The 20,314-nt window shown below is 66.7% G+C and carries 23 protein-coding genes and 1 tRNA gene; 5 read left to right on the forward strand and 19 right to left on the reverse strand.

The window, feature by feature from the left end:
- Positions 1 to 51: 51 nt before the first annotated feature.
- The 5 genes from O4U47_RS26035 to O4U47_RS26055 form a co-directional block, all read right to left on the reverse strand.
- The gene (locus O4U47_RS26035; RefSeq protein WP_270680618.1) at positions 52 to 279 is read right to left on the reverse strand and encodes a hypothetical protein; all 228 of its coding nucleotides are present in this window, start codon (positions 277 to 279) and stop codon (positions 52 to 54) included.
- Positions 280 to 382: 103 nt separating this feature from the next.
- Positions 383 to 862 (reverse strand): hypothetical protein, encoded by a 480-nt coding sequence (locus O4U47_RS26040; RefSeq protein ID WP_270680619.1) that lies wholly within the window; start codon positions 860 to 862, stop codon positions 383 to 385.
- Between the two features lie 182 nt (positions 863 to 1,044).
- Positions 1,045 to 1,224: a DUF397 domain-containing protein gene (locus tag O4U47_RS26045; RefSeq protein ID WP_270680620.1), complete on the reverse strand. Its 180-nt coding sequence runs from the start codon at positions 1,222 to 1,224 to the stop codon at positions 1,045 to 1,047.
- Entirely contained in the window at positions 1,217 to 2,035 is an 819-nt protein-coding gene (locus tag O4U47_RS26050; RefSeq protein WP_270680621.1) for a helix-turn-helix domain-containing protein, read from the reverse strand. Before O4U47_RS26050 ends, O4U47_RS26045 begins: the two co-directional genes overlap by 8 nt.
- A 122-nt stretch (positions 2,036 to 2,157) precedes the next feature.
- Complete coding sequence (locus O4U47_RS26055) at positions 2,158 to 2,922, reverse strand: transposase family protein (RefSeq protein ID WP_270680622.1); 765 nt, start codon at positions 2,920 to 2,922, stop codon at positions 2,158 to 2,160.
- A gap of 135 nt (positions 2,923 to 3,057) precedes the next feature.
- Here O4U47_RS26055 and O4U47_RS26060 point away from each other — a divergent pair, with 135 nt between their 5' ends.
- Positions 3,058 to 3,336 carry a hypothetical protein gene (locus tag O4U47_RS26060; RefSeq protein WP_270680623.1) on the forward strand — a complete coding sequence of 93 codons (279 nt, stop codon included), beginning with the start codon at positions 3,058 to 3,060 and terminating at the stop codon, positions 3,334 to 3,336.
- Positions 3,337 to 3,389: 53 nt separating this feature from the next.
- On the opposite strand, the gene O4U47_RS26065 is transcribed toward O4U47_RS26060, so the two are convergent.
- From O4U47_RS26065 to O4U47_RS26085, 5 genes are all read right to left on the reverse strand, one after another.
- Positions 3,390 to 3,938, reverse strand: a complete 549-nt coding sequence (locus O4U47_RS26065; RefSeq protein ID WP_270680624.1) for an abortive infection system antitoxin AbiGi family protein — start codon at positions 3,936 to 3,938, stop codon at positions 3,390 to 3,392.
- A gap of 40 nt (positions 3,939 to 3,978) precedes the next feature.
- Positions 3,979 to 4,215, reverse strand: coding sequence for a hypothetical protein (locus O4U47_RS26070; protein WP_270680625.1), 237 nt, complete (start codon positions 4,213 to 4,215; stop codon positions 3,979 to 3,981).
- Positions 4,216 to 4,346: 131 nt separating this feature from the next.
- On the reverse strand, positions 4,347 to 4,784 hold the full coding sequence (locus O4U47_RS26075; RefSeq protein WP_270680626.1) for a hypothetical protein: 438 nt from the start codon (positions 4,782 to 4,784) through the stop codon (positions 4,347 to 4,349).
- Complete coding sequence (locus tag O4U47_RS26080; protein WP_270680627.1) at positions 4,756 to 5,892, reverse strand: nucleotidyltransferase domain-containing protein; 1,137 nt, start codon at positions 5,890 to 5,892, stop codon at positions 4,756 to 4,758. The genes O4U47_RS26075 and O4U47_RS26080 overlap by 29 nt, the downstream gene beginning before the upstream one ends.
- Before the next feature lies 1 nt (position 5,893).
- Positions 5,894 to 6,904, reverse strand: coding sequence for a CBASS cGAMP-activated phospholipase (locus tag O4U47_RS26085; protein ID WP_270680628.1), 1,011 nt, complete (start codon positions 6,902 to 6,904; stop codon positions 5,894 to 5,896).
- A 147-nt stretch (positions 6,905 to 7,051) separates the two neighbouring features.
- On the opposite strand from O4U47_RS26085, the gene O4U47_RS26090 reads away from it, so the two are divergent.
- Both O4U47_RS26090 and O4U47_RS26095 read left to right on the forward strand, forming a co-directional pair.
- Positions 7,052 to 8,077 carry a helix-turn-helix domain-containing protein gene (locus O4U47_RS26090; RefSeq protein ID WP_270680629.1) on the forward strand — a complete coding sequence of 342 codons (1,026 nt, stop codon included), beginning with the start codon at positions 7,052 to 7,054 and terminating at the stop codon, positions 8,075 to 8,077.
- Positions 8,078 to 8,162: 85 nt separating this feature from the next.
- Positions 8,163 to 8,414, forward strand: a complete 252-nt coding sequence (locus O4U47_RS26095; RefSeq protein WP_270680630.1) for a MerR family transcriptional regulator — start codon at positions 8,163 to 8,165, stop codon at positions 8,412 to 8,414.
- A gap of 169 nt (positions 8,415 to 8,583) precedes the next feature.
- Here O4U47_RS26095 and O4U47_RS26100 read toward each other — a convergent pair whose 3' ends face one another.
- Complete coding sequence (locus O4U47_RS26100; protein WP_270680631.1) at positions 8,584 to 8,790, reverse strand: hypothetical protein; 207 nt, start codon at positions 8,788 to 8,790, stop codon at positions 8,584 to 8,586.
- Between the two features lie 2 nt (positions 8,791 to 8,792).
- Entirely contained in the window at positions 8,793 to 9,212 is a 420-nt protein-coding gene (locus tag O4U47_RS26105; RefSeq protein WP_270680632.1) for a hypothetical protein, read from the reverse strand.
- A 449-nt stretch (positions 9,213 to 9,661) separates the two neighbouring features.
- Here O4U47_RS26105 and O4U47_RS26110 point away from each other — a divergent pair, with 449 nt between their 5' ends.
- A complete protein-coding gene (locus O4U47_RS26110) occupies positions 9,662 to 10,612 on the forward strand; it encodes a hypothetical protein (RefSeq protein WP_270680633.1) in 951 nt (316 codons plus the stop codon).
- Between the two features lie 100 nt (positions 10,613 to 10,712).
- Positions 10,713 to 10,847 (forward strand): hypothetical protein, encoded by a 135-nt coding sequence (locus tag O4U47_RS26115; protein ID WP_270680634.1) that lies wholly within the window; start codon positions 10,713 to 10,715, stop codon positions 10,845 to 10,847.
- Positions 10,848 to 11,064: 217 nt separating this feature from the next.
- Here O4U47_RS26115 and O4U47_RS26120 read toward each other — a convergent pair.
- From O4U47_RS26120 to gnd, 7 genes are all read right to left on the reverse strand, one after another.
- Positions 11,065 to 11,138, reverse strand: a tRNA-Ile gene (locus tag O4U47_RS26120).
- 185 nt (positions 11,139 to 11,323) lie between these two features.
- Positions 11,324 to 11,854: a DUF3566 domain-containing protein gene (locus O4U47_RS26125; RefSeq protein ID WP_270680653.1), complete on the reverse strand. Its 531-nt coding sequence runs from the start codon at positions 11,852 to 11,854 to the stop codon at positions 11,324 to 11,326.
- Positions 11,855 to 12,570: 716 nt separating this feature from the next.
- On the reverse strand, positions 12,571 to 15,189 hold the full coding sequence (gyrA, locus tag O4U47_RS26130) for a DNA gyrase subunit A (RefSeq protein ID WP_270680635.1): 2,619 nt from the start codon (positions 15,187 to 15,189) through the stop codon (positions 12,571 to 12,573).
- Between the two features lie 58 nt (positions 15,190 to 15,247).
- The gene (gyrB, locus tag O4U47_RS26135; protein WP_270680636.1) at positions 15,248 to 17,185 is read right to left on the reverse strand and encodes a DNA topoisomerase (ATP-hydrolyzing) subunit B; all 1,938 of its coding nucleotides are present in this window, start codon (positions 17,183 to 17,185) and stop codon (positions 15,248 to 15,250) included.
- 375 nt (positions 17,186 to 17,560) lie between these two features.
- Positions 17,561 to 17,995: a DciA family protein gene (locus tag O4U47_RS26140; RefSeq protein WP_270680654.1), complete on the reverse strand. Its 435-nt coding sequence runs from the start codon at positions 17,993 to 17,995 to the stop codon at positions 17,561 to 17,563.
- Between the two features lie 115 nt (positions 17,996 to 18,110).
- On the reverse strand, positions 18,111 to 19,241 hold the full coding sequence (recF, locus tag O4U47_RS26145; RefSeq protein WP_270680637.1) for a DNA replication/repair protein RecF: 1,131 nt from the start codon (positions 19,239 to 19,241) through the stop codon (positions 18,111 to 18,113).
- A gap of 113 nt (positions 19,242 to 19,354) precedes the next feature.
- On the reverse strand, positions 19,355 to 20,260 hold the full coding sequence (gene gnd / locus O4U47_RS26150) for a phosphogluconate dehydrogenase (NAD(+)-dependent, decarboxylating) (RefSeq protein ID WP_270680638.1): 906 nt from the start codon (positions 20,258 to 20,260) through the stop codon (positions 19,355 to 19,357).
- Positions 20,261 to 20,314: the final 54 nt, after the last annotated feature.

Below are 20,314 nucleotides of genomic sequence, written 5' to 3' on the forward strand. Positions count from 1 at the left end.
GATCATCGAAACCCTCGCTGCCTACTGCACACGAATTAACGACTCAGGACACTAGCGGTTCTCCAGGGCCTGGGTCGTGGTCTGCGCGATCCAGGCCCCCGCCTTGCGGAGAAGGGACTCGGAGTCAGTCGGGCTGGGATCGGTGACGTTCAGAGCGACGAGCGCGAGCACGACAATGAGGACGAGGGCGGCGAGACGACGGGTCTTGTACTCGTCCTCAATGGCCCGCTCGACAAGTTCGAGGGCCCTGCAGGCGACGAGCGCGAGGTGAGTGAACATCTGCGGTAGAGCTCCTTGGACATGAAAACCAAGGGCTCCTACTGAGAGCCACGGATGTGCGAGGTGTGATCGGCCGCTCGCACTCGACCGGCCTACTGCTCCGCTACTGACTTTCAAGATAGCCAGCAAGGCGGGACATGTCTACTCCGACATTCCTCAGCCGTTGAGTCGCCTTCATCATGGCGTCTGCCAGTCTGTCCAGCCGCTCCGCGCCGAGTTGCTCATCCCGGCCGCACCTCGGGCACTCCAGACGGAGCTTCTTACCGCCGTCCGGCGTGGGGATCAGCCGTATAGAGCGGCTGAGGATGAACGCCCGTTTGCTAGTGGCGATCCGAAAGCTGCTTCTGCTCTGCGTGATGGAACGCCGGACGTGCTCCGGTTCCATGTTCTGCACGGGGTCGTCTACCGGCTGCGGAGAGAAGCGCCCCAAGTGCTCGTGAAGCTCTCTGAAGCGCTCGTCCGTCGGGGAGTCGCGGTTGTCCGTCAACACCACGATCTCAACAGCGCTGTGCTGTCCACGGTCGGTACAGATGATCCTGAACTGGTTGCGGAGAGGGATCTCGGATGGCCTGCGCCTGCTCACTGGCACCTCTGATGCTCAGACACTCGGTGCGGGCAGAACCCGTCTAGTCCTATGGAACAACAAGCAGGTGCGACGTCCACGGCCGGGAGAGAGTGACTAAGACAGTCCATCCTCACGCGCTCCGCGGCTGTGGATGACGGCAGTATGTAAGTGACGAGACCGAAGAGGCCCCCAACCGCTGCCTACAGGTCGACGCGCACCCGCGCGATGAGGGCGGCCCACTGGTCGGAGGGGAACTCCAAGTGGCCGGCGTCCCGGTTCTGGGTGTCGCGCACGTCAGCACCCGTCGCGTGCTCGCGGACCTCCACGCAGTTCGCGCCACCGTCCGAGTAAGTGCTCTTGTGCCACATGGGTTCACTCATGATCCATCTTCCTAAGCTCCGCCTTCATCATCGCCAGGGTCTCACTCGGGCCGATCGCCGAACTCTGGAGGGCAGCGAACTGCATCCTCCAGTTCGTGACCTCCGCCGAGTTGGTCACGAGCTGCCCCTCGCGCGCACTCTCCGCGAACAACACGTCTGGGAGTGTCTCCGTCGTAATGAGCTTAAAGGCGCCGCTGGTGCCGGGATGCTTCGCCGCGTTCATGGGCAGGAGCTGCACGGTGATCCGGTCTCGCTCAACAAGGTCGATCACGGACGCCAGCTGATCACGTGTGGTCTCTGTGCTGCCGTAGCGGCGGTAGAGCAATGCCTCATCCATCACTATCCACAGCTTCGGGCGCGGGCTCTCCGTCAGCCTCGTGGCACGCTTTGCGCGGTTGCTCGCCTGCGCTGCCACCTCGTCGTCGGTCAGCCACTGGGCACCGTGCCGGATCAGCGCCTGCGCGTACTGTTCGGTCTGGAGGTGAGCGGGCCACACCAGCACGAGGTATTCGTAGACCGCGCTCGACGTGTCGACCAGCTCCGCGACTTCCGCCTTCCAGGCCTCACGGCCGTCTCCTGTCAGCTCTTCCCACACACGCGCAAGGTGTTCGGTGCCGAGCGCGGAGTCGAGGGCCTCACGGAGACGCGTGGTAGGCGCGGTGAGACCGCGCTCAACGGCGGAGATGGTGCTCTTGCTGGTGTTCGTCGCTCTTGCTAGTGCAGTCTGCGTCATGCCGGTTTCGTCGCGCAGGGTGCGCAGCTCTCGCCCATAGCGGACAACGGCCTCTTTGTCAGGGGGCATGACAGCCATGACAGCACGATTTCTAGTGATGGCGCAGAGGTTCTAGAAAAATCTAGCAGCGTGGAAAGCGTGACGGCCCCTGTAGACGGCCCTTCACTAGGCACCTTCCAGCGCGTGACACTGAGCGTTTTTCATCCTGCTTCTCGGAGTTGGAGGGCGAGCACGGCTCGGGCGATCTCTCCTGCCCGGTGCGGGCAGCACCGCAGCCGGCGTAGGGCGTCCCAGTTCTTGAGTTGGGCGATGGCCCGCTCGCCAGGTGAGCGGAGCTTGGCGTGCTCGGAGTTGGCGTCCTTCTTCCACTGCGGCTTGTCCCAGCCCTTGAACGGGCAGAACACCACGTCCGAGAGCCCCACGTACCCCTTGTCACCCAAGCCGAGGAGCCCCGCGGCAGCGATGCGCTCGGCGATCCTCCATACCCGTGCGGCTCTGGTGTCGTGTACCGAGCCCAGGAGTGACCACGATGTCCAGAGGGGTTCTCCGTCCGGGGCCGCGACGACCTGGATGTTCATGCCGTGCTGCTTGTGCTTGCCGGAATAGAAGGGGCGGTCGGCCGCGACGCGGTCGCAGGCGATGAGCGTGCCGTCCACGATCACATACCCCCACCCTGTGCGGCGTGCGCGGCGCAATCCCTGCTTCAGGGTGGGTGCCAGCTTCGCGAGCAGTGCCGTGGTCTCGCGCACGTACCGCCAGGCGGTCGTGGTGCCCACCCCGAAACCGGCCGCGAGGTGGGTGAATGTCTCGCCCTTGTACAGATGGACCAGCACGAGCAGGGCCTGCTGTGCGGGGTCCAGGCGTCGCCATCGGGAACCGGTGTTCTTGCGGTGGGTGCGGATGGTGCGGGCGGCCAGGTTCAAGGTTCGGCGTGACAGGGGCAGGCAGGCGCGGTAGAACAGCATGTGGAGCCTCTGGTGGGCTGGTTTTCTTGGTCGTTAACTCATCTACCAGGGGCTTCTTGCTGTCAGGGGAGGTTTCGGGTAGTCGGTGCGAGCCTGTGACCAGCACCTTCAGGATGAAAAAGGCTCACTGTCGGCATGGAACCCATGGAAGACCCCCGCGTCACCTACCTCCAAGTCCTCCAACACGCCTTCCAGTCGCGACGGCTCTTGACATACCGCGAGGGTGAGTTGTTGGTCGTCAACGACCCGTACCTCCGTGACCGGGTCGTCGTCGCATGGAACGGCCGCTGGTGGTTCTGGGAGGGACCAGCGGGCAACCGCGAGTATCGCGACGAGCCCCGTGACGTCGTGGACAGCGTCATTGAGCAGTTCGCGGGCATCTACTACCCGCCGTCCCACTCGTCTGCGAGATGATCGGGTGCGGCGTCCCAGGAGTGGAATGGGAGACAACCTTGGCGAGGATGCGGTTATCCGGCCCTTGCGCCCGCGATCGTGGCGATCATGTGCTCAAGGCTCCAGGTGACATCCACGAGGACTAGGTTCGTGTAGTAGTCCGTGTCGAGGGGTTCCGCTCCGCTACCAGTAACAAAGGGATCCTCTTCCTCTAGGAGATGCTCAACGTATCCCGTCAAAACTGCGCGGAACTCTCCGTGGTCTCGCTCTGGCACGAAGGCGACCACGATGTCACTGGGCGCAAGGAACTCGAAGTCACCGACGTGCCTCCACTCGCGCTCCCACCAGAACTCTCGACGTACGTTGTATGTGCCCATGGCTTCGATGAATGGCGTCAACCGAAGGATCTCGGATTTCGCCAGATGCTCAAAGTAGTCCGATCCAGACTCAGCGCTGGCCTCCAACGCCTTAGCTTCAGCCTCCTCGACCAGGGCTTTCACGGACTTCGTGAGCCATGTCCCTGCGCTGGCCAACGGAGTCTGGTCCAAGTACCAGACGGGGTTCACCCCACGGCTGCGTGCGTAGCTTTTCGTGATGGCCAGGCCGTATCCCTTGAGCCCCACGCCCCGGTCCGGGATGTGCTCACACATCATCCAGATGTGCTCAAGGGGGGGTTTCAGTGAAGCAGACTACGCGCTGTGTGGCGGCGATCTTTTCGCTCTGTGTGGCAAGTTCCCTGGCTTCGCCGAAGCACTTGGCCGCCATGATCTTCCGTGCCCCCAGGATCGAGAGCAGGTTGTCGCGGGCATCTGTCTTGGAGTCATCATCATCGCGACTCAGGTGGACAAGGAACGTGGACAGGTCATTGCGCCTGTGGAGCAGTTGCTCGATGGTGGCCATGAGTCGAGTGTCCGTCTGAAGCACACCATGCGCAGGAGATGATTCGGCCAACTACCGACAGGTGGATTTATCGACTCGGCAGGGCTTGATCCGCCGTGGCTCCGCAGTCATACCTGTTCAAAAAGCTGCGCCTAACCCTCATCGGCGGACTCGGTGAGCGATGGCACGGCGCAGTCGTGGCCGGTGCCAGACCAGCGTCCCATAACCCGCCACAGTTCGTAATGGAGGAGCCATTCCGAAGCCCACGGCAGGATCGTGTGTGAAAGAAGCATGTCCTCCTTCCACTCCCCCGGCAGGTACAGACATAGGTCACCATCGGGATAGACATGCGGCAGGGTCGTGGCGCGTGGATGCAGGGTCAGAGGCGGGTCGGTGACGGTTACGCGCGGTTGTCGCCGGTGTCGGTAGGTGACCCGTACCGTGTAGCGCCTGCTGGCGGGGGTGGGTTGCAGGTCGACCGCGCAGACGAGCTCGCCACCACGCACTGTTCCCCGCGCATCAGGAAGTACAGCCTTGATCGAGGCCAGCTGCCGACCGAGATTAATCGCGCGGAGAGGGATGCTGGCCATAGAAGGTGTGCTTCGTCTTGTGGGGTCCGGTCGCGGTCGGGGAAAGCAGTCCCGTCGCACCCATCCGGTTGTCGGTGGCTGCACCTATGCGGGCAGCATAGCGTTCGTAGGAACGGCGGACAGGGTCGGGAGTGAAGGACTTGGACAGGCGTTCGAAGACGACGTCCAGGCCTTTGGCTTCCATGGTGGCGAGTTCGTTCACGGTCATGGCGATCTCGTTGAACCAGGCGTGGAAAGCCTGCCGCCGCTCAGGGTACTCATTCCACTTGTCGGTAAAGTTCTCTTCCTCATGCGCCGGGTTAGGCACCCACCACTCACCGTCGTGCTTCTCGATGAAGCCCATCATGTTGTCCAGCACGCTACGGACGGCGGTGAAAAGATCCTCCTCGCCACTGTAGGCGTGTCCAGCGAGCGTGGTGATGAGGATGGACGGGGGCCGGTTATCGGGGTCCTTCGCGAACGTGATCATGCAGTGCCACTTGAGGATCTGCACGACGCGCTGCAGTGGACTGCGGACCGGCCACGTGGGCACGTCTGCGACATTGGCGTGCCGCTTCTCCAGAATCCGGCGAGATAGTTCTGAGCGCTGCTGGAACCAATCCGCGTATCCGATCGGGTTACTGCGCTGCCACTTCCGAAGATCCTTGTCCGTCAAGCGGATCCCAGTGGACTGATGGTCCTCGTCGGGGATGGCAGGTAGTACGTCAAGGTGAAACCCCGGATACCCAAGGGTCCAGCAGCGACGACGGGGTTCGAGGCTTTCCGGACCGTCGGTGTCGCCCTGATCCTGCTTCCACTTGCGGTAGGCGGTCAACTGATCGCCGACCCGCTGCTTGAGTTTCTCTTGCGTCGTGCTCTCGTGATGCAGTGGTAGCCAGCAGACCAGGTCGATGTCGTACTCGCCCCCGGGCGTGCCGGGGCGGACTACGGTACCCAGGCGGAAAGAACCCTGGGGATAGATCTGCCACCCCGGGCTGCCGTGCTCGGCGAGCCAGGTTCCGACCTCCTCGTAGCGTTCGACAGCGGTGTCGTACAGATCAGGGGAGATATCGAGCACCTCCACTGCGCCGTCGAGCAGCGTCGACAGCATTTGGTTGAGCGAGTCCACGTCATCCCTCACTTGCTGGAAAGTGCGGAGCGAACACCGGAGCACGGTGATCGCAGAACATGCGGTGAACAGCTGGCGAGGCGTCACGGCTGACATGGCCGGCGAGCCCGTAGAGGGTCTCGATGTCGACCTTGTCAAGCGCGACAGCGCCGGTCGGCACCGTCGGATTGAGACGGAACACGTTGCTCTTCCCAATGAAGTGCCGCACCTGTTTGATGGCGCTCTCGCTCTGCGCGCGCATGAGCACTTCCACGGCGTCGATCGCCCAAGGCAGCAGACCACCGTGGTCAAGACGGCGATGTCGGCTACGGACATCGATCGTGGTCCCAAGGTTGAATACCCGGACTGCATTGAGGGGAACAGAGAGCGGCCCAATAGCCTCGGTGAGCGCCACCATGCTCGGGTTGTTCGCCCACACCCCGCCGTCGATGAGTCGCGCTCCGTCCAAGGCCATCCCGGGCAGATAGGTCGGTGCGGCGGAGGTGGCCAGCGCGACGTTCACCGCCTTCTCACGCCAGTCGCGCTTCAGGGTGGGCAGGTGCGGAGTTCGGAAGAGGTAGACGTCATCAGCAGCAACGTTGTACGAGGTGATTACGATCCGCTTGGTGCTCTCACCGAAGGTTCGATCACCAAACACTTCGGTGAGCGCTGCCTTCAGTGGCCCGGAGCCGTACTTCGCGCGCAACAGGTGCCGAAGGCCACGCATCCGGCTGCGATCGCGAAAGATCCGCGGACCGTGCTCGGTGTAGAAGGCGAGGATCTCCCGGGGGGATAGCCCGAGCCCCAGGCCCAGGGCGATGATGCCGCCCGTCGAAGTACCCGCGATCAGGTCGAAGTGATCGACGATCCGGATCCCGAGGTCCTCCTCCAGACGGGTCAGGACTGCCGCCGAGAACATGCCGCGGAAACCTCCGCCGTCTAAGGCCAAGATCTGGAAACGCTCTGTCAGTTCAACCGCCCCCGCGCCGCAACTCCTAGAAGATCGGCCCGCTGGACCGGCCTCGACGACCAAGTCTACTTAATATAGCAGCACTATTTTCGGCTTGCTCTTCTACGCTGGAATCGTAACGCCATGCCTGCGGTGCCCCAAGGCGGGCGTGGCTTCTGTGATCCGCCAAGATGTGGGGACCAAGATCAGGTAGAGACAGGTAGGGGAGAGATGACCACGCAGGCGTTCGAGCGCACTCGACTTCGAACCGCCCGCGAGTTGGCAAGGCTGAGCCAGGCTCAGCTGGCTCGCATGGCCGGGCTCACACCAGCCGCGATCAGTCAGTTCGAGAGCGGTGCGGCACGCCCGAGCCCAGAGACTGTCGGCGTCTTGGCCGAGTCCCTGGAGGTGCCCCCCAGGTTCTTCCGTGAAGCGACGGTTGAGAGTCATGAGGGCTTCTTCCGATCACTGCGCCGAACCTCGGTGGTCGACCGCCGACGCGCCCGAGCGATCGCTCACGTCGCTCACGACCTCGCCGTCCGTGCATCGGCCGCACGGCGGTTCTCCGCAGGTGACGTGCCGATGATCCCTGTGAGCGGGCTTGAGCCCCCTGCAGCCGAGATCGAGCAGGCCGCTGCCCAGATACGCTCCCTGTGGGGGGTCTCCCCAGGCCCGCTCCCCAATGTCGTCGAGCTTCTGGAGACGCATGGCATCGCTGTGATCCGTCTCCCGCTCGACAGCGCGGACGTTGACGCTTTCTCCCTGCCCTTCCCCGACCATCCAGTCGTCGTCCTGGGCACCGACAAGAACGACCGCGCTCGATCCCGGTTCGACGCCGCGCACGAACTCGCCCACCTTGTGCTGCATGGTGAGCAGATCTGGGGTGTCAAGGAGGTGGAGACACAGGCCCACCAGTTCGCGGCGGCCTTCCTCATGCCCGCCGAGGACATCTACCACCAGTTGCCTACTACCGTCGACTGGTCGACCCTGTTCGAACTTAAGCGGTTCTGGCAGGTGTCCCTCGCCGCCCTGCTGATGCGCGCCAGGACCCTGGGGCGCATCAGCAACAGCATGTATCTGACGGCCATCAAGACGGCCTCTGCCAGGGGGTGGCGCCGTGTCGAACCGGTCCCCCTCGGCCGCCCAGAGCAGCCTGCAAGGCTGTTGAGCTACCTCTCCTCTCCCGAGAGCAGCCCTGCCCGGGCCGTCCTTCCCCCAAAGGTCGTGGAGAGTATCGAAACAGCGGCAGCGACATAGCATTACGCAAATCAAGAATTCTGTCACAAGCTGTGGCCATAGAGGCTTACTCCCCTTGAAGACGAAACCAACGCGCGGGAGAGCAGTGACCGAGGAGAGCAAGGCCTTCACGATCCGAGAGCTGTACGACCTGCCAGCCGCGGTGCACCTGATGACGGCCGCTCGTGCGCTGCACATGGGTCGGACGATGGCCTATGACCTCGTCAGGCGCGACGAGTTCCCCTGTCGGCTGCTCCGCTACGGCGGAACCTACCGAGTAGCCACTGCGGATCTCCTGGAGCTTCTAGGCGTGCCCCTGCCGGAGCCGGGACGACCGGCCGCAGTCGAGTCGATATAGCGATTTAATCCGTTGTCGACCCCGCACATGATCGATGCCAGGGTTAAGCTTCTGGGGGTGAAGCCCAGAGGATCCTACAGCCGAAGCGGAAAGAGAACTGCTCTTCATGTGAATTAGCAAGGCTCTGAAGCGAAGGATAACGGGGCTTCAGCCCAGAACCTCGTCTCTATCACAGATCGTCCGGCCGACTGACAGAGTTACCCTCAGGCTCATCATGGATCTGGCACTGTTGGTCTCGTACAGATCCCACAGCCTTGCGCCATGCGGCGAACAACCGAGGAAGCCTTTCCAGGATCTCGTTGACCTGGGAGATAAACAGAGTCAAACAGCCGAAGGCAGAGATCAACATGACCATCATGTCGCCCCAGTTCCACATGGTCAGCTTCCTTCTTCTGAAAGTTCGGCGCCATAGCGGGCCAAGGTCTCAAAGATTTCGTCGGGGCCGCAGTCGATGTGGTCGAACTCGTGACGACCAGAGCAATCGTTGGGGCACTCCATCTCCGCGCATATCTCGGGCTCGGGGGAAGCAGACTCATTGAGCACGTGGTAGACGAGACGGTGCGCGATGAACTCTCTGGCATCGGACATCTCGAAAAAGAGGCGGATCTCGGCCTGAGAAAACGGGTTGTCTGGGGTGTCTGCCAGATACGGCAACCGCTCCTTCCCCGTCGTAGCCCAGTCATAGGCTGACTCAAGAGCGACAGCTACCCAAGCGACTTCCTGCGGCGAGAGATTCTTGTCGACGAGAAGTCGAGTGGCAGCCTTTGCTGCCAGTGTCGCGTTCATGAGGTACTTCAAGTACTCCCGTTCCTCTTGGCCTTGGATCAGGTCTTCCAGGCGTGGTCGGGGCAGCTGTTCGGTCAGCTTTGAGTCCCGTCGCCTGCGAGCCCGGGCAACCAGAGCGGTGAGACAGGGGCGACAACCGTTGAGAGACAGTCCCTCGGTTGATCGGAGTGGAACGCGCAGTCGGGGTTGGGGAAACGGCGAGTCGCAAAAGCAGCAGTGCGTGCCTTCTGTCTGCTGACGGTTGAGCTCGGAGGGAACCGAGTCCTGGACCTCATCAAGTGCGTAGGCGGGGATGTGCATGTGTCCTCCAAAGGTTCGAGAGGTGAACCCCACCATGTTCACCAGTTGACCGAACCGCTTGTCACAGATGGTCGCCCATCCGTGGACTTGTGTGGGATCCGTCCAGTCAGGGCCCTGTCAGCTCTAAGCTGTTGACAGAAGTTGACACTGAACCTTGGAAGGTGGCGACGGAGATGGCTGTCTCTTCCGAACTCCCCGAAGCGAAGCAAGAGCTGGCGGACGCACTTGATGAGCTCCACCGAGCCACGGGGAGAATCAGCTACCGACGCATCGAGAAACTGACAGCAAGCGATCAGGACCTGTTGGACGTTAGCCACGAAGCCGCCCGGACCACGATCAAGCTGCTTCGGATGCCCGGTTGGGAGACACTCAAATCCGTAGTCTCCGTGCTGGCGGACAACTGCCATCCGCCTCGGGACCGGGCGCAGGAGACTGTCCGGCTCCTGCGCCTGTGGCGAGTGATCAACGAAGGGGAGACCGGCGCTTATCTCTCCGCTGAGGAGTTCATACGGACCGAAGGGTGGGGTGGAGACGACGGGAAATGGACCCCGGAGATGGTCACAGGAATCATCGTCAACCCTTTCAACGCCGTTGAGATCGACCGCTCACTCGCGGTCCCGCACGACCCCATGATCTCTGAGGACACATGGGTCGAGGTCGCAAAGCGCACTATCGACGAGATGGGGGTCGACTTCTTCCTGCGAGTACTTCTTCGCTCACTGAAGGGTGACTACGTTGGTGCGACCGAAGGAGCGCCATACGGCTACCAGGATCCTCAGCACGAGGTGCAGGAGGCCCTCGAGATCATGAACTACTGCAATAGCCAGATCCTTCACCGCTTGCGGTCAGAACCGAATCTGCTAGCTCGCTCCTTCCATACGTTTCACTCCGACGACACGATCGCTCCAGAGGAAAAGGCTGAGGTACTCCGAGCTGAGAGCGATCAGAGCCTGCTCCGTGAAGCCTTGAGTGTTACACCTGAAACGTGGCATGAAGTCTCCGAGGAAGCACACTTCCTGGTATCCCATTACCTCATCAAGGGGGGAAAGACAGTGGGACGCCCCTCGCTCCCTCCAGAGCAGAGGTTCCAGATCACCTGGCGGGTTCCATAAGCCGGTTGCCAGCCAGTGAAGTACTCGGGTCCGCTCATCACGGAGAGCCGTCAGGCCTACCAGACAACAGCGGTTTGACCTGCCCGCAGCCGTCGACCTGATGGCTGCGGCCCGCGCCCTGCACATGGAGCGGACGACGGCCTACGGGCTCGCCAAACGCGGTGAGTTCCCCTGTCGGCTGCTCCGCTACGGCGGGACCTACGGGTTGTCACCGCAGAGCCCCTGGAGCTGCTAGGCGTGCCGCTACCGGCCAGGGGAGCGTCGGCTAGAGTCGAGTCGACATAGCGATTCGATCTGTTGTCGACTTGGCGTCCGGACGGCGCCGCTCAGTGCCGGGGGAGTGCGGGCTCTGACAGGGGATGCCGTGGGGTCCCACCGTCAGATGACGGTCAAAAGAGGAAGAGCCCTGCTCTCCGAAGTGGAGAACAAGGCTCTGAACTGCACAAACTGTGTGGGCGTACCAGGACTTGAACCTGGGGCCTCATCCTTATCAGGGATGCGCTCTAACCGACTGAGCTATACGCCCGCGTTCCGGATGGAACTCTACCGCATCCGGGACCCTCCGGCGAACCGGATCAGGCGGGACGCGTGGAGGAGCGGGGCCTCTCGCGAGGGCCCGCTCCTCCTCATCCTACCGGGTCCCGGGGGTGTCCCGGACCGGTGCCGGGCGCCCGGCGGGGCCGGGCCGCCGGGCGCTCCCGGACGTCCGGCTCACTCCGACTCGGTCAGGGTGACGTCGATGCCGCCGACCAGGTCCGCGGCCAGGTTGTACAGCATCGCCCCGACCGTCGACAGGGCCGTGATCAGGATGATGTTCAGCGCCCCGATCAGGCCGGTGTACCCCAGCACGCGGGCCGGGGAGAACCAGCCCGCCGGGTCGATCGGGACCTCTTCGCCCTCGCCGCCCTCGGTCAGGGCGGTGAGCATGTCCGCCAGGGCGTCGAACACCCCGAGCCCGGACAGGATCGCGTAGACCACCGCCACCGCGACGAACAGGATGATGAAGCACACCAGCGAGATGACGAAGCTGAACTTCATCACCGACCAGGGCTCGACCCTGCTGACGCTCAGGTGCGCCTTGCGAGCCGACTTCGCCGCCCCGATCGGCGCCTTTCCTCCGCCGGCCCCCGATGCCGCCATGGCCGTCCTTTCCCGCGCCTCGAACTTCGGTGCCGACCCCGCGGAGGAGCCCTTCCCGGACCCCTCGGCCGCCGCGCCCGCCCCTGCGGCGGACGCCGTCACCGGCGCCGCGGCGGAGTCGCCGCCCTCGCCGGAGTCCTTCCCGCCGCCGGCGCCGGCGCTCGCGGCGGAGGCGGACTTCCCGGCGGGCTTCTTCGCGCTCCCGGCGGAGCCCCCGGTGTTCGCGGGCTTCCCGCTCTTCTTCGCCGACCCCGACGACGCGCCCGCCGACGGGCCCTTCTTGGCGGGAGCGGTCGTCGCCGAGCCCTTACGGGCCGGTCCGCCGGTCGTACCGGAACCGCTGGAGGACGTCTTCGCCGAGGCGGCGGTGGAGGACGCGGAAGCGGACGAGGTGGAGGCCGACGAGCCGGGCTCGCCGCCGTCCGACGCCTCGGCGCCGGACGCGGGCTCCCCGGCCTCCTTCTTCTCCGCCTCGGGCTCCGCCCCTTCGGACGCCGCGTCCTTTTGCGCGTCCTCCGCGTCGGCGCCCTCGGGCTCCTTCTCCGGGTTCTCCGGGGCGTCCGGGGCCACCGGCTCCGCGGACTCCGGCGACTCCTGCCCGGGCGCCTCGGCGCCGGGCTCCGTCTTCGCCTCGGACCGCTTCACGTCCTCCGAAGCGTCCTTCGTCTTCTCCGACGTCTTGTCCGACATAGCCACGTTACCGCTGGACTTTCCATGAGACAGGTGGAATTCGGGCCGAGGGATGGTGGGACCGGCCGCTGGGGCGGCGGCCGGTCCGAACATGTTCTCCAGGCGCTCTAAGGCACCCTACGCGAGCCTCAGGACTCGGGGCCCTCTTCGCCCTCCGCGTGGCCCTGCGGACCGTCCGCGCCGCCCTCAGCGGCGTCCGCGGCGTCCTCCCCGGCCTCCAGGCCCTCGGCGTCGTCGGGGGCCTCCTCGTCGGCCTCGGCGTTGCGGGCCACCGCCACCACGTGGCTGCCCTTGTCGAGGTTGACCAGGCGCACGCCCATCGTGGCGCGCCCCGACTGCTTGATCTCCGCGCTGCGGGTGCGGATCACCCCGCCGTTGGAGGTGATCGCGAAGACCTCGTCCTCCTCCGGGTGCACCATCTGCGCGCCGACCAGGCCGCCGCGCGCCTCCACCACCTTGGCGGTGAGCACGCCCTTGCCGCCCCGGTTCTGCACCGGGTACTGGTCGGACGGGGTGCGCTTGGCGTACCCGCCCGCGGTGGCCACCAGCACGTCCGTGGGACCGTCGGTCTCCCGGATCACGTCCATGCTCAGCAGGTTCGCGTCCTCGGTGAACCGCATCCCGATGACGCCGCTGGTCGCCCGGCCCATCGGGCGCAGCGACTCGTCCGCCGCCGAGAACCGGATCGCCTGTGCGTCACTGCTGATCAGCAGCAGGTCGTCGGTGGGGAACACGAGACGGGCGGCGATCAGCTCATCGCCCTCGCGCAGGTTGATCGCGATGATCCCGGCCGAGCGCGCCGAGTCGAAGTCCTCCAGGCGGGACTTCTTCACCAGCCCGTCGCGGGTGGCCAGCACCAGGTACGGCGCGACGTCGTACCCGCGCAACGCCATGACCTGCGCGATCTCCTCGTCCGGCTGGAACTCCATCATGTTGGCCACGTGCTGGCCGCGCGCGTCGCGCGCCGCCTCCGGCAGCTCGTAGGCCTTCGTGCGGTACACCCGCCCCTTGTTCGTGAAGAACAGGATCCAGTGGTGGGTGGTGGTCACGAAGAAGTGCTGGACGATGTCGTCCTGCTTGAGCTGGGCCCCCCGCACGCCCTTGCCGCCGCGCTTCTGCGCCCGGTAGTTGTCCAGCCGGGTGCGCTTGGCGTAGCCGCCGCGGGTGATGGTGACCGCGACGTCCTCCTCGGCGATGAAGTCCTCCATGCGCATGTCGCCCTCGAAGGGGACGATGTGCGTCTTGCGGTCGTCGCCGTACTTCTCCACGATCTCGCCGAGCTCGTCGCGGATGATGGAGCGCTGCCGCTCCGGGGAGGCCAGGATCGCGTTGTAGTCCTCGATCTGCGCCATCAGCTCGTCGTACTCGGCGGTGAGCTGGTTGCGCTCCAGGGCGGCCAGCTTGCGCAGCTGCATGTCGAGGATCGCGCGCGCCTGCACGTCGTCGATGTCCAGCAGCTCCATCAGGCCCGTCTTGGCCTCGTCGGCCGAGGCGCTGGAGCGGATGAGCGCGATGACGTCGTCGATCCGGTCGATCGCCCGCAGCAGCGCGCGCAGGATGTGCGCCCGCTCCTCGGCCTTGCGCAGCAGGAACTTCGTCCGCCGGACCACGACCTCGATCTGGTGCGCCACCCAGTGCCGGATGAGCTGGTCCAGCCGCAGGGTGCGGGGCACCCCGTCGACCAGGGCCAGCATGTTGGCGCCGAAGGTCTCCTGCAGCTGGGTGTGCTTGAACAGGTTGTTCAGCACCACCTTGGCGACCGCGTCCCGCTTGAGCACGACCACCAGCCGCCGCCCGGTGCGCCCGGAGGTCTCGTCCCGGACGTCGGCGATCCCGGTGACCCGGCCGTCCTTGACCAGCTCGGCGATCTTCAGCGCCAGGTTGTCCGGGTTGACCTGGTAGGGCAGCTCGGTGACGACGAGCACCTGGCGGCCGCGGGAGTCCTCGTCGATCTCCACCACCGCGCGCATGGTGATCGAGCCGCGGCCGGTGCGGTAGGCCTCCTCGATGCCGCGGCGGCCCACGATCTGCCCGCTGGTGGGGAAGTCCGGGCCCTTGATCCGCGCGATGAGGGCCTCCAGCAGCTCCTCGTCGTCGGTCTCGGGGTGGTCCAGGTACCAGTTGACGCCGTCGGCGACCTCGCGCAGGTTGTGCGGCGGGATGTTGGTGGCCATCCCGACCGCGATCCCGGCCGAGCCGTTCACCAGCAGGTTGGGGAAGCGGGCGGGAAGGACCTCGGGCTCGGAGGAGCGGCCGTCGTAGTTGGGCCGGAAGTCGACGGTGTCCTTCTCGATGTCCCGCAGCATCTCCATGGCCAGCGGGGCGAGCTTGCACTCGGTGTAGCGCATGGCCGCCGCCGGGTCGTTGCCCGGCGACCCGAAGTTGCCGTTGCCGTCGACCAGCGGCATCCGCATCGACCAGGACTGGGCCAGCCGGACCAGGGTGTCGTAGATGGCGCTGTCGCCGTGCGGGTGGTAGTTGCCCATCACGTCGCCGACGACGCGGGCGCACTTGAAGTAGCCGCGGTCGGGGCGGTAGCCGCCGTCGTACATGGCGTACAGCACCCGCTGGTGCACCGGCTTCAGACCGTCGCGCACGTCGGGCAGGGCACGGCCGACGATCACCGACATCGCGTAGTCGAGGTAGCTGCGCTGCATCTCGACCTGGATGTCGACGGGCTCGATCCGCTGGGCGACGCCGCCGGTCTCGTCGGGCTCCGGTTCCTGCGGGGTATTCGCATCCGTCACGGGATGTCGAACCTTTCTGCTGAGACTTGTCGGGCCTGCCTGTGGGGGAGCGCCCCGGTCAGATGTCCAGGAACCGGACGTCGCGGGCGTTGCGCTGGATGAACGAGCGGCGCGACTCCACGTCCTCGCCCATCAGCACGCTGAACATCTCGTCGGCCTGCGCCGCGTCGTCCAGCGTGACCTGCAGCAGCAGGCGGTTGGCCGGGTCCATGGTGGTCTCCCACAGCTCGTTGGCGTTCATCTCGCCCAGACCCTTGAAGCGCTGCACCAGGTCGCGCGGGCGCGGGTCCTTCTTGCCCTGGGCGACCCCGCGGGCGATGACCTCGTCCCGCTCGCGGTCGGAGAAGACGTAGTCCACGTCGTTGCCGCGGGTGTCCCACTTGACCTTGTAGAGCGGGGGCATGGCCAGGAAGACGTGGCCCGCCTCGATCAGCGGCTTCATGAACCGGAACAGCAGGGTGAGCAGCAGCGTCCGGATGTGCTGGCCGTCGACGTCGGCGTCGGCCATCAGGATGATCTTGTGGTACCGGAGCCTGCCGATGTCGAAGTCGTCGTGGATCCCGGTGCCCAGGGCGGTGATGATCGCCTGGACCTCGTTGTTCTTCAGGATCCGGTCGATCCGCGACTTCTCCACGTTCAGGATCTTGCCGCGGATCGGCAGGATCGCCTGGTAGAGGGGGTCGCGGCCGCCCTTGGCCGAACCGCCGGCCGAGTCGCCCTCGACGATGTAGACCTCGGACTTCTCCGGCTCGGCGGACTGGCAGTCCGACAGCTTGCCGGGCAGCGAGGTCGACTCCAGCAGCGTCTTGCGCCGGGTCAGGTCCCGCGCCTGGCGGGCCGCGATGCGGGCGCGCGCCGCCTGGCTGGCCTTGGAGACGATGTCCTTGGCCTCGCCCGGGTTGCGCTCGAACCAGTCGCGCACGTGCTCGTGGGTGACCCGCTGCACGAAGGACTTGGCCTCGGTGTTGCCCAGCTTGGTCTTGGTCTGGCCCTCGAACTGGGGGTCGGCCAGCTTGACCGAGATGATCGCGGTCAGGCCCTCGCGGATGTCGTCGCCGGTGAGGTTGTCGTCCTTCTCCCGCAGCAGCCTCTGCTCACGCGCGTACCGGTTGACCACCGAGGTGAGCGCCGTGCGGAAGCCCTCCTCATGGGTGCCGCCCTCCGCCGTGTTGATGGTGTTGGCGAAGGTGTGCACCGAGGAGGTGTAGGACTGGTTCCACTGCATGGCGATCTCGACCGAGATCCCCTCGCCGTCCTCCTCGAAGTCGATGATGGAGGCGTGCGACGGCTCCTTCTTGGCGTTGATGTGCCGGACGAAGTCGACCAGGCCGTCCTCGTAGTGGAAGGTCTGCACGACCGGGCCGTCGGCCAGGAACTCCGGCCGCTCGTCCCGCAGGGTGATGGACAGCCCCTTGTTCAGGAACGCCATCTCCTGCATGCGGCGGGCCAGCGTCTCGAAGCTGTAGGTGGTGGTCTCGAAGATCGACGGGTCGGCCCAGAAGGTGATCTGGGTGCCGGTCTCGGCGGTCTCCTCGCCCTTGGCCACGTCCGCGGTGGGCCGGGTCACCTCGTAGTGCTGGCGCCACACGTGGCCGTCCCGGCGCACCTCCGCCTCCAGGCGGGTGGACAGCGCGTTGACCACGGACACGCCCACGCCGTGCAGGCCGCCGGAGACCGCGTAGGACTTCCCGTCGAACTTGCCGCCCGCGTGCAGCGTGGACAGCACCAGCTCCAGCGCCGGGCGCTTCTCCACCGGGTGGAGGTCGACGGGGATGCCGCGCCCGTTGTCGGCGACGCGGACGCCGCCGTCGGCCATCAGGGTCACCTCGATGGCGTCGGCGTGACCCGCCAGCGCCTCGTCGACCGAGTTGTCCACCACCTCGTAGACCAGGTGGTGCAGACCCCGCTCACCGGTGGAGCCGATGTACATGCCGGGGCGCTTGCGTACCGCCTCGAGCCCTTCCAGAACCGTGATCGATCGAGCATCGTAGGCCAAGTGGGAACACCCTCCTGCTGGGGGACGCCGTTGCGGACGCGGTCCGCCCGCGCGCGAGGGGGGATCGGTGGGGACGGTCGGCACCGGGAGGCGGACGCGCACGCCCTGCCGGACCCGCTCACCACCCCGAGATCCCGCCACCCTCGGCAGGGGTGGGCCGTACCGGCGAAAGCGTCCGAAGAACCGCCTCCATGATACCGCGCGCACCGCGGGAAAGTGGCATCAGAGACGCTGTGGCGCCCCACAACGCTCGAACGGAATGGGAGACGACTCCCCACACGCGTCCCCCCGTGCCGACGAATCCGCGAGCGCTTCAGGACTGTTGGCGGGGTGGTCGGCGCGCCTGCGCAGCGTCACCCGACGGCTACCCGCCGGTCACCTGGCCCGGAGCCGCCCGGGGCCGCGCCCCCGGCCCGGCCCGGTCACCTTGATCGCGTGCACCGTGCCCGGCCCCAGCTCCTCGTTGAGCCGGCGGATCAGGTCCCGGGCCATGGCGCGGGCGTGCGCGGCCATGGTCGCCGATTCGGCGGCCACCACCAGCTCACCGGCCTCGTAGGAGACCGGGCGCAGGTGCTGGGCGTTGAACTCGCCGACGATCTCGCTCCACCGGCCGAAGACCCCGCCGATCGCGACCTGCTCGGCGTACCCCCGCTCCGACAGCCAGGAGCGCACCGCGTCCCCGAAGAGCTGGGGGTCGCGGCGCGACCGCATCCGGCCGCCGCGCCGCCGCTGCGGCCGCGGGCCGGGCGCGGCGCCCCGCTCCTTGGCCGCGGCCCGCGCCTGTGCCAGCGCCTGGCGGGCCAGGTCGATACCGCTGGCGGTAGCGGGGGAGGGGTGCTGCCCGCCGGCGGCCCCGTCGTTGTGGGCGCCGTGGGCGCCCGGGGCGCCGCCCGCTCCGGGGTCCGGGCGCTGGGCCCGCTCGCCGTCAGTCACGCTCGACGCCTCCCTCGCGGACCCGGAACCGCGCCCCCCGCAGCTCCTCGGGGATGTCCTCCGGCACGGCCGCGCTGACCAGAACCTGCTCGCAGTGGGCGACGTGCTCGGCCAGGCGGCGGCGGCGCGCGGCGTCCAGTTCGGAGAAGACGTCGTCGAGGATGAGCACCGGGTCGTCCCCGTCGGCGCGGAGCAGCTCGAAGGCGCTCAGCCGGAGCGCCAGCGCGTACGACCACGACTCGCCCTGGCTGGCGTACCCCTTGGCGGGCAGGTCGTCCAGGGCCAGCACCAGCTCGTCGCGGTGCGGGCCGACCAGGCTCACGCCGCGCTGCAGCTCCTGGTGGCGGGCCTCGGCCAGGGCGGCGCGCATCACCTCGGCCAGGTGCTCGCGGTCGGCCGGCAGGTCGGCGGCGTCCGGGTCGGCCGAGGAGCGGTAGCGCAGGACCGGGGCGCCGTCGGCCCCGGCCAGCTCGGCATAGGCCTTGGCGGTGAGCGGCTGCAGTTCCGCGGTGAGCGCCAGGCGCGCGGCCAGCAGCTCGGCCCCGGCCGCGACCAGATGGCCGTCCCACACGTCCAGGGTGGACAGGTCGACCTCCTGGCGCTTGAGATAGCGCGCGGAGGCCGACTTGAGCAGGGCGTTGCGCTGCTTGAGCACCCGCTCGTAGTCGGAGCGGACCGCGGCCAGCCGTGGGGCGCGGGCCACCAGCAGCTCGTCCAGGAACCGCCGCCGGTCCCCGGGGTCGCCCTTGACCAGGGCCAGGTCCTCGGGGGCGAACAGCACGGTGCGCAGCACGCCCAGCACCTCGCGGGGGCGGGTGGCGGGGGAGCGGTTGAGCCGCGCACGGTTGGCCTTGCCGGGGTTGATCTCCAGCTCGACCACGGCCCGGCGCTCCCCCGAGACCACCGCGCAGCGGACCACGGCCCGGTCGGCGCCGCGGCGCACCAGCGGGGCGTCGGCCGAGACCCGGTGGCTGCCCAGGGTCGCGACGTAGCCGATGGCCTCGACGAGGTTGGTCTTGCCCTGCCCGTTGGGCCCGACGAAGGTGCTCACCCCGGGCTCCAGCTCCAGCAGGGCCGACTCATAGGACCGGAAGTCGGCCAGTTGCAGGTGCGATACGTACATCCGGCCTTTCCCTCCTACGAGCGCCGGGGGCCGGCGCCCCCGGCGTTCCCCGGGTTTCACGTGAAACGGGCGGTGGCGGGCGCCCACGGGCGCCTCCGCCCGCGCCCGGCGCGTCAGCTCCGCGGGGTGCGCACCGGGTCATCGGTGGCGGTGGCCACCGCGTGCCCGCCGAACTGGTTGCGCAGCGCGGCGATCACCTTCATCGCGGGGCTGTCCTCCTGCCGGGAGGCGAAGCGCGCGTACAGCGCCGCGGTGATGGCCGGGGCCGGGACCGCGTGGTCCACCGCGGCCTGCACGGTCCAGCGGCCCTCGCCGGAGTCCTGGGCGTACCCGCGCAGCGCCTCCAGCTCCGGGTCCTCCTCCAGGGCCCGCACCAGCAGGTCGAGCAGCCAGGAGCGCACCACGGTGCCCTCGCGCCAGCTGTCGAAGGTGCCCGGCACGTCGTCGACGATGTCCGAGGCCTGCATCAGCTCGAATCCCTCGGCGAAGGCCTGCATCATGCCGTACTCGATGCCGTTGTGCACCATCTTGACGAAGTGCCCGGCGCCCACGCCACCGGCGTGCACATAGCCGCCGCCCTCGTCCGGGGTGAGGGCATCGAAGATCGGCTTGGCCCGCTCGACGTCCTCGGGCGCCCCGCCGACCATGATCCCGTAGCCGTTCTCGCGCCCCCACACGCCGCCGCTGACCCCGGCGTCGACGTAGCGCACGCCCTGGTCCTTGAGGGCGTCGGCGTGCTCGCGGTCCTTGACGTAGTGCGAGTTGCCGCCCTCGATGATCAGGTCGCCCGCGTCCAGCAGGCCGCCCAGCTCCTCGACGGCACCGTCGGTCGGCTCCCCGGCGGGCACCATCAGCCACACCGTGCGCGGGGCCTCCAGCCGCCCGACCAGCTCGGCCAGGCTGCCCACGTCGCTCACCCGGGGGTCGAAGTCGTACCCGACGACCTCGTGGCCCTTGTCCCGCAACCGCGCGGCCATGTTGCCGCCCATCTTGCCCAGGCCGACCATGCCCAGCTTCATCGTGACCTCTCCCCCTCGGAGCCTGTTCGTCCCCGGTGCGTCCCGGGGCTGTAC

Source organism: Nocardiopsis suaedae (assembly GCF_027706745.1).
GTDB classification, from domain to species: domain Bacteria; phylum Actinomycetota; class Actinomycetes; order Streptosporangiales; family Streptosporangiaceae; genus Nocardiopsis_A; species Nocardiopsis_A suaedae.